Raw genomic sequence first — 7,728 nt, forward strand, 5'->3', positions numbered from 1 at the left:
ATGAAAATGCTTAATTGGAATAGGTTATCTGGTACACAACAGCAACAAACCTTAGCGCGCTCCCCCTTAATTGGTGACTTAAGTGCCTTGCAAAGCGTGCGGGATATTATTGAACAGATCTGCAACCAAGGCGATGCGGCTTTATTACGCTTTAACAAGCGTTTCGATGGTGTTGAGCTCACGGAGCTTGCACTGACGGCTGAGCAAATCACTGCCGCCTGCAATCGTGTGAGTTTAGATGTCAAACAAGCGGTAGCCCAAGCTGTGAGCAATATTGAAAGCTTTCACCGGGCGCAGGTGTTTCAAGGGGTTGATATAGAAACCCAAGCGGGCATTCGCTGTGAGCTTAGAAGTGAGCCCATTGAACGTGTGGGTTTGTATATTCCTGGCGGCACTGCGCCGCTGATTTCAACCGTGATGATGCTCGCCCTACCTGCAAAAATTGCCGGCTGCGAGAAGCGCATACTGGTGAGCCCGCCGCCCATTAACGATGCCATTATTTATGCTGCTAACGTGTGCGGCATTACGGATATTTTTCAGGTGGGCGGTGCACAGGCCATTGCTGCGTTAGCCTTTGGCACAGAGTCTATCCCCAATGTAGATAAAATTTTTGGCCCAGGTAATCGCTATGTCACTGAAGCTAAACGTTTAGTGTCCCAAGATAGCCGAGTTAGCGTGTCCATCGATATGCCAGCGGGTCCATCCGAAGTGCTAGTGATTGCAGACAGTGGCGCCAATCCTAGTTTTGTTGCCGCGGATTTATTGTCTCAAGCTGAGCACGGCGAAGATTCACAAGTCATGCTAGTGACAGATTCCCAGTTACTGGCAGAGCAAGTGAATATGGCATTAACCGAGCAACTAGCGCAGTTGAGCCGTAAAGATATCGCCGCAAAAGCCCTTGAATGCAGTCGCAGCATCATTGTCAGTGATATGGAACAGGCCGCCGAAGTGTCCAATCGCTATGGCCCAGAGCATTTAATTATTCAAACGGCTAAGCCCCGTGAGGTACTTAAGCAAATTCGCGGCGCAGGCTCGGTATTTTTAGGCGCTTACACCCCTGAATCTGTTGGGGATTATGCCAGCGGCACTAACCACGTGCTGCCCACCTATGGTTATAGCCGCTCGGTTTCAAGTTTGTCACTGGCTGACTTTAGTCGCCGTTTTACCGTCCAAGAGCTTAGCCCCCAAGGTTTGCAAACGCTAGGCAAGACGGTGATGGTGCTGGCTGAAAATGAGCTGTTAGATGCCCATAAAAATGCCATTGCCCTGCGATTAGATTCTTTAGCCTATGACGGGTTAGCCACTGAGGGAAAACGCTATGACACGCTTTAATCCACGCGCCCTTGCAAGGCCTGAATTACTGAGCTTAACCCCCTACCAAAGTGCTAGACGCATTGGCGGCCAAGGGGACATTTGGATCAATGCCAATGAGTCCCCCTTTAATAATAGTGACTTAGACAAGGTGAACCGTTATCCAGAATGTCAGCCAGCAGAATTAATTAATGCCTATAGCCGCTATTCTGGCGTTAAACCAAGCCAGATTATCGCGAGCCGCGGCGCCGACGAAGCCATTGAATTACTCATTCGCACCTTTTGTGTGCCGGGAAAAGACAGCATCGCTTGCTTTGGCCCCACTTATGGCATGTATGCCATCAGTGCAGCCACCTTTAACGTCGGCGTCATCGCACTTAGCTTAACCCATGATTATCAGTTACCAGATCTGTGGCCTGCTCTTATCCAGCAAGCAACAGTCGGCAAGGCCAAAATCGTGTTTATTTGTAATCCCAATAACCCAACCGGCACTGTGATTGCAAAAGCTGACATAGAGCAAGCCATCCAAGCAGCACCTGAGTCCTTAGTGGTTGTTGATGAAGCTTATATCGAGTTTTGCCCTGAATACAGCGTGGCGGATTTATTGGATTCCTACCCTAATCTTGTGGTACTGCGCACTTTATCTAAAGCCTTCGCCTTAGCCGGTGCCCGCTGCGGCTTTATGCTAGCCAATGATGAAGTGATTGAGTTAGTGATGCGGGTCATCGCGCCCTACCCTGTGCCATTGCCAGTATCTGAGCTTGCTGTATCAGCCTTAAGTCCAACGGGCATAGACACTATGCGCACGCAAGTTGCTTGTCTAATTGAGCAAGGTAAGCGCTTAAGCGATGCGCTAAGCGCCTATGGTGCCAAGGTACTCTCCGCCAAGGGCAACTATGTGCTGGCTCAATTTGATGATGTGGCCAATGTCGCCACTATGCTAAGAGATGCTGGCATTGTTGCTAGGGCCTATAAAGATCCACGCCTTAGGGATGCGATACGCTTTAGCTTCACCTCAGAAAAAGATACCGATGCGATTATCTCGCTCTTTACTAAAGTGAACTAAAACGCTCAGAAAACTAACCAGAAAGACAAAACTAATCATCGCCCTATTGTTTAAGGTCACTAGCATGAAACAGAATATTTTATTTATCGACAGAGATGGCACCTTAGTAGAAGAGCCCGCCATAGATAAACAGTTAGACAGTTTAGAAAAACTGGTGTTTGAACCACAGGTCATCCCTGCACTGCTCAAATTGCAAAAAGCCGGATTTCGCTTAGTCATGGTCAGCAATCAAGACGGTTTGGGCACCTCATCCTTCCCCAAGGCAGACTTTGATGCGCCTCACAACATGATGATGCAAATTTTTGCAAGCCAAGGTGTGGTGTTTGATGATGTGGTGATTTGCCCGCACTTTAATCAAGATAACTGCAGTTGCCGTAAACCCAAGCTTGGCTTAGTCAAAGATTATTTAACTCAAGGTAAAGTGGATTTTACCACCTCTGCGGTCATTGGCGATCGGATAACCGACGTTGAGCTTGCCAATGCCATGGGCATCAAAAGTTATCAATATGACCGTCAAACCCTGAATTGGGACACGATTACTAACGCGCTATTAAGTAAAGGCCGGGTGGCGACCGTGGTGCGCACCACCAAAGAAACCGACATCAAGGTCACCATAGACTTAGACAGCCAAAGCAAAGGCAAGATTGACACCGGCATTGGCTTTTTTGACCACATGCTAGATCAAATTCAAACCCACGGTAACTTTAAAATGGACGTGCAGGTCGATGGCGATTTAGAAATTGATGATCACCACAGCGTAGAAGACACGGCCCTTGCCATTGGTGATGCCATTCGAAAGGCATTAGGGGACAAGCGCGGTATCGCACGTTTTGGTTTTAGCTTGCCCATGGATGAAGCCAGCGGCGAATGTTTGCTGGACATTTCAGGCCGCCCTTTCATTAAATTTAATGCCGAGTTTGAACGTGAAATGGTCGGCGAAATGGCCATAGAGATGGTGCCGCACTTTTTCCGCTCCTTCGCCGATGGCCTGCGCTGCACACTGCACATAGGCTCCACGGGTGATAACGATCACCACAAGGTTGAAGCCCTGTTTAAAGTCTTAGGTCGCACCCTTCGCCAAGCGGTGAAAGTAGAAGGTGATAAATTGCCATCCAGTAAAGGAGTCTTGTAATTTATGGCAAACTTTAAAAAAAGTATCACGCAAAATACTGATTTAACCGTCATTATCGACACGGGTTGCGCCAACTTATCCTCAGTGCGGTTTGCTTTTGAACGCCTAAATGCCAATGTGGTTGTTAGCGCTGATGTGGATGTGATCAAAAATGCGGCCAGAGTGGTGCTTCCAGGGGTGGGTACCGCTGGGGCTGCTATGGATGCCTTAAAACAAAAGCACTTAATCGAGCTGATTAAAAGCTTAACTCAGCCCGTGTTGGGGGTGTGCCTTGGCATGCAAATGCTGGCATCCTTGTCTAATGAACATGGTAATCGCAGCGATAAAAGTATTGCCTGTTTAGGACTCGTGCCCACTGAGATTGGCGACTTAGACAGTAAAGGTCTGCCCCTGCCGCACATGGGCTGGAATCAAATTGAACTGCCTGACACAGAAAAGCGTCATCCACTTTTTATCGGCATAGACAATGGCAGCTATGTGTATTTTGTCCACAGCTACCGGGCGCCCATCAGCGAATACACTATCGCCTCCAGCACTTATGGCGAAGCCTTTAGCGCCGCCATAGGCAAGGACAACTTTTTTGGGGTGCAATTCCACCCAGAAAAAAGCGCCAAAGTGGGCGCACAAATTTTACAAAACTTTTTACTTCTGGGGCTTAAAACCGGGTTGAACATGCAGTTAAACAATCAGTTAAACGTGGAGGCGCCACAATGATTATTCCAGCCATTGATTTAATTGACGGCCAAGTGGTGCGTTTATACCAAGGTGACTACGACAAAAAGACCACCTTTGATTTAAGCCCGCTGGCACAGCTTAAGTCTTACCAAGACCAAGGGGCAAAACTGCTGCACATTGTCGACTTAACCGGCGCTAAAGATCCAAACCAGCGCCAAATTAAGTTGATAAGTGAGCTAGTCGCAGGCCTTGATGTGGACATTCAAGTGGGCGGCGGTATTCGAACCGAACAGCAAGTTAGTGAGTTGCTGAACATTGGCGTGAAACGAGTAGTAATAGGCTCCTTAGCCGTTAAAGAGCCAGAGCTTGTGAAAAGCTGGCTCAACAAATACGGCAGTGATGCCATTTGCCTAGCCCTTGACGTCAACATTAACGCGAACGGCGAAAAAATTGTCGCGGTATCAGGTTGGCAGTCCGCTGGCGGTAAAACACTTGAATCCTTGGTGGCCGAGTTTGAACGCCCAGGCAGTGAATCAGACAGTAAAAATACAGCCCTTAAGCATGCTTTAGTCACCGATATTAGCCGTGATGGCACCTTAACTGGTGCCAACACCAAGCTTTACACCGAACTTGCAGCCACTTACCCAACTATCCTGTGGCAAGCCTCTGGGGGCATTGCAACCCTTGATGATGTTAACGCGATAAAGGGCAGTAAAGCCGCTGGGATCATTATCGGTAAAGCCCTGCTCATTAATCAATTTACCGTTAAGGAGGCAATACAATGCTGGCCAAACGCATAGTCCCCTGTCTTGACGTAAAAGATGGCAAAGTGGTTAAAGGAGTGCAGTTTCGCAATCACGAAATTGTCGGCGATATAGTGCCTCTAGCGGCTCGTTATGCCTTAGAAGGCGCCGATGAGCTCGTATTTTATGACATCAGTGCCAGTGCCCATGGCAAGGTTATCGATAAATCTTGGGTAAGCCGGGTTGCAGAGCAAATTGATATCCCCTTCTGTGTTGCAGGCGGGATTAAAACCCTAGCGCAAGCACGGGAAAAGCTCGCCTTTGGCGCCGATAAAATCTCCATTAACTCGCCAGCATTGACAGATCCCGATTTAATATCGCGCCTACAAGATGAATTTGGCCGTCAGTGCATAGTGATTGGCATTGACTCCTTTTTTGATGCTGCCTCCAATAGCTATAAAGTGAAACAGTTCACTGGTGATGAAGCTGCCACCAAGGACACCCAATGGTATACCCAAGATTGGGTTGAAGAAGTGCAAAAACGCGGTTGCGGCGAGATAGTATTAAACGTCATGAATCAAGATGGCGTGCGCGGCGGCTATGACATCAAACAGCTCAGTAGGGTGCGCGCCATTTGCGATGTGCCGCTTATTGCCTCAGGGGGGGCCGGCACCATGGAACACTTTAAAGCTGTGTTCGAACAAGCTCACGTTGACGCAGCCCTTGCCGCCAGTGTGTTTCATAAAGGCATTATTGATATTGGTGAGTTAAAGCAATATTTGCACGCCAATCAAATAGCCATACGTCTATAACATACAGTTTTAACGAAAAGAGAACTCAGATGACAGACATCACATTCGACAGTTCAAGCCTAGACTGGGACAAACTACAAGGCCAAGCTGGGCTAGCACCAGCATCAGTTTCTGCATCAGTACCCGCATTAGTACCTGCAATAGTACAGCACCACTTAACCGGCAAAGTATTGATGCTAGGCTACATGGATAAAGCGGCGCTCGAGAAAACCTTAGCCACTAAACAAGTGACCTTTTTTAGTCGCTCAAAACAGCGGCTGTGGACCAAAGGGGAAACCTCAGGCAATACCCTTGAACTGATTGCAATCGACAAAGACTGCGATAACGACAGCTTACTGGTGCAAGTTATTCCTAATGGCCCAACCTGCCACAAGGGCACGATAAGTTGCTGGCTTGATGGCAAGGCCCATACGTTTATGGATAATCTCACTCATTTGATTATTTCCCGTAAAGGCCAAGATGCCGACTCAAGCTATACCGCATCCTTGTTTAAGGCGGGCACTAAGCGAATTGCGCAAAAAGTCGGTGAAGAAGGCTTAGAAACCGCCCTTGCCGCAGCGACACACGACAAAGAAGAGCTGGTGAATGAAGCGTCAGATCTCATGTATCACTTATTGGTGCTACTTGAAGATCAGGATCTTTCCATGGAGCTTGTCACCAAAAATTTAATGCAAAGGCACTTAAAAACCAAAGCATAACTGAGCCCAATAAGAGTAGCGTAACATGAGCCCTTTCCCACTTGTAAAAAAGGAGCGTGAAAGGGCTCAAAGATTTGCTATTACATTGCGTCGTTCTCAAAAATGCCACAACTCACTTTTAACCCTCTGTTCGTTTAAAATGCTGGGATAAATATACCTGTAAATAGAATTAATGGTGCCATCCACTTTCATGGAAGCTTACTCGCTTTTGAACTAGGCTTACACTCTGGACAGACATTAACGAAGGTGAGCTTATGCCGCGCCCTAGAAGAAGTCAGGTAAGTGTCGAAGATACGCCCATGTACCATTGTTGTAGCCGTGTAGTGAGAAGAGCCTATCTCTGCGGCGATGATAAATTCTCTGGTAAAAACTATGACCACAGACGGGGTTGGGTTGAGGCTCAATTACTTAAACTAGCAGGGGTATTTGCCATCGACGTTGCAGCTTATGCCGTGATGAGTAACCATTTGCATGTTGTGCTGAGTATCGACATTTACCAAGCCAACCGTTGGACAGATATTGAAGTGATAAATCAGTGGCATCAATTGTTTAAAGGCACTGACATTACTCAAAAATTTGCCAAGAGTGAAACCCTTGAAGATTATGAAATGCTGGAGCTTACCCACAACATTGCCCTGTATCGCAGCCGTTTAAGCGATATTTCTTGGTTTATGCGAGCCTTAAATGAACCTATTGCCCGCAGAGCCAATGAAGAAGATGAGTGCACAGGTCGTTTCTGGGAAGGCCGATTTAAATCTCAAGCGTTACTTGATGAAGCCGCAGTCCTTGCCTGCATGGTGTATGTTGACCTCAATCCCATCCGCTCAAAGATAGCCAAAACCCCTGAAACTTCAGACTTTACCAGCATTAAACGCCGGATCACCGCCGCCTTAAATGGCGCTCAACCCAAAGCGCTGTTGCCTTTTGTGGGCAATGAACGTAAAGACATGCCGAAAGGGCTGACATTTCATCTTAAAGGCTATCTGCAACTGGTGGATGATACGGGCAAAGCAGTCCGAAATGATAAAAGAGGCCGTATCAGCCCGAGCAGTCACAGCATCTTAGTTCGGCTCAATATCCCTGCCGATAACTGGCTTAAAATCATCAATGAATTTGGCAAGTTATTCAAAGGCCCAGTAGGCACATTGCAAGAACTCACCACATATTGTGAACACCTTGAAAAACGAAGGCGACATTACTGCCACGCTTGCCAATATATAGCAGCAAGTTAAGCACTTTGCTTTGTTATGTCACTAACTGCACACAAAATACTTCATTCTCCTTCGATGGA

General features: G+C 47.4%; 8 protein-coding genes. All 8 read left to right on the top strand.

All coding sequences use genetic code 11. The features are described from left to right. The 8 genes from hisD to H5073_RS13960 all read left to right on the top strand — a co-directional run bounded on the left by hisD (window position 1) and on the right by H5073_RS13960 (window position 7,669). Window positions 1–1,332 (top strand): histidinol dehydrogenase, encoded by a 1,332-nt coding sequence (hisD, locus tag H5073_RS13925; protein ID WP_182680168.1) that lies wholly within the window; start codon window positions 1–3, stop codon window positions 1,330–1,332. Next, window positions 1,319–2,377 carry a histidinol-phosphate transaminase gene (gene hisC / locus H5073_RS13930; protein ID WP_182680169.1) on the top strand — a complete coding sequence of 353 codons (1,059 nt, stop codon included), beginning with the start codon at window positions 1,319–1,321 and terminating at the stop codon, window positions 2,375–2,377. The genes hisD and hisC overlap by 14 nt, the downstream gene beginning before the upstream one ends. 64 nt (window positions 2,378–2,441) lie before the next feature. Then, window positions 2,442–3,509 (top strand): bifunctional histidinol-phosphatase/imidazoleglycerol-phosphate dehydratase HisB, encoded by a 1,068-nt coding sequence (hisB, locus tag H5073_RS13935; protein ID WP_182680170.1) that lies wholly within the window; start codon window positions 2,442–2,444, stop codon window positions 3,507–3,509. Between the two features lie 3 nt (window positions 3,510–3,512). Then, the gene (hisH, locus tag H5073_RS13940; RefSeq protein WP_182680171.1) at window positions 3,513–4,223 is read left to right on the top strand and encodes an imidazole glycerol phosphate synthase subunit HisH; all 711 of its coding nucleotides are present in this window, start codon (window positions 3,513–3,515) and stop codon (window positions 4,221–4,223) included. Beyond that, a complete protein-coding gene (hisA, locus tag H5073_RS13945; protein WP_182680172.1) occupies window positions 4,220–4,984 on the top strand; it encodes a 1-(5-phosphoribosyl)-5-[(5-phosphoribosylamino)methylideneamino]imidazole-4-carboxamide isomerase in 765 nt (254 codons plus the stop codon). Before hisH ends, hisA begins: the two co-directional genes overlap by 4 nt. Next, window positions 4,966–5,739, top strand: a complete 774-nt coding sequence (hisF, locus tag H5073_RS13950; protein ID WP_182680173.1) for an imidazole glycerol phosphate synthase subunit HisF — start codon at window positions 4,966–4,968, stop codon at window positions 5,737–5,739. The genes hisA and hisF overlap by 19 nt, the downstream gene beginning before the upstream one ends. Window positions 5,740–5,768: 29 nt before the next feature. Then, the gene (hisIE, locus tag H5073_RS13955) at window positions 5,769–6,437 is read left to right on the top strand and encodes a bifunctional phosphoribosyl-AMP cyclohydrolase/phosphoribosyl-ATP diphosphatase HisIE (protein WP_182680174.1); all 669 of its coding nucleotides are present in this window, start codon (window positions 5,769–5,771) and stop codon (window positions 6,435–6,437) included. A 254-nt stretch (window positions 6,438–6,691) separates the two neighbouring features. Continuing rightward, a complete protein-coding gene (locus tag H5073_RS13960; RefSeq protein WP_182680175.1) occupies window positions 6,692–7,669 on the top strand; it encodes a transposase in 978 nt (325 codons plus the stop codon). The last annotated feature ends 59 nt before the right edge of the window (window positions 7,670–7,728 follow it).

Source organism: Shewanella sp. SR44-3 (assembly GCF_014163735.1).
Taxonomy (GTDB): domain Bacteria; phylum Pseudomonadota; class Gammaproteobacteria; order Enterobacterales; family Shewanellaceae; genus Shewanella.

What these genes read in the sequence shown, in the direction of transcription:
- hisH (WP_182680171.1), top strand. Translation starts at nt 3,513, where the DNA reads ATGGCAAACTTTAAAAAAAGTATCACGCAAAATACTGATTTAACCGTC.
- hisA (WP_182680172.1), top strand. Translation starts at nt 4,220, where the DNA reads ATGATTATTCCAGCCATTGATTTAATTGACGGCCAAGTGGTGCGTTTA.
- hisD (WP_182680168.1), top strand. Translation starts at nt 1, where the DNA reads ATGAAAATGCTTAATTGGAATAGGTTATCTGGTACACAACAGCAACAA.
- hisC (WP_182680169.1), top strand. Translation starts at nt 1,319, where the DNA reads ATGACACGCTTTAATCCACGCGCCCTTGCAAGGCCTGAATTACTGAGC.
- hisIE (WP_182680174.1), top strand. Translation starts at nt 5,769, where the DNA reads ATGACAGACATCACATTCGACAGTTCAAGCCTAGACTGGGACAAACTA.
- hisB (WP_182680170.1), top strand. Translation starts at nt 2,442, where the DNA reads ATGAAACAGAATATTTTATTTATCGACAGAGATGGCACCTTAGTAGAA.
- H5073_RS13960 (WP_182680175.1), top strand. Translation starts at nt 6,692, where the DNA reads ATGCCGCGCCCTAGAAGAAGTCAGGTAAGTGTCGAAGATACGCCCATG.
- hisF (WP_182680173.1), top strand. Translation starts at nt 4,966, where the DNA reads ATGCTGGCCAAACGCATAGTCCCCTGTCTTGACGTAAAAGATGGCAAA.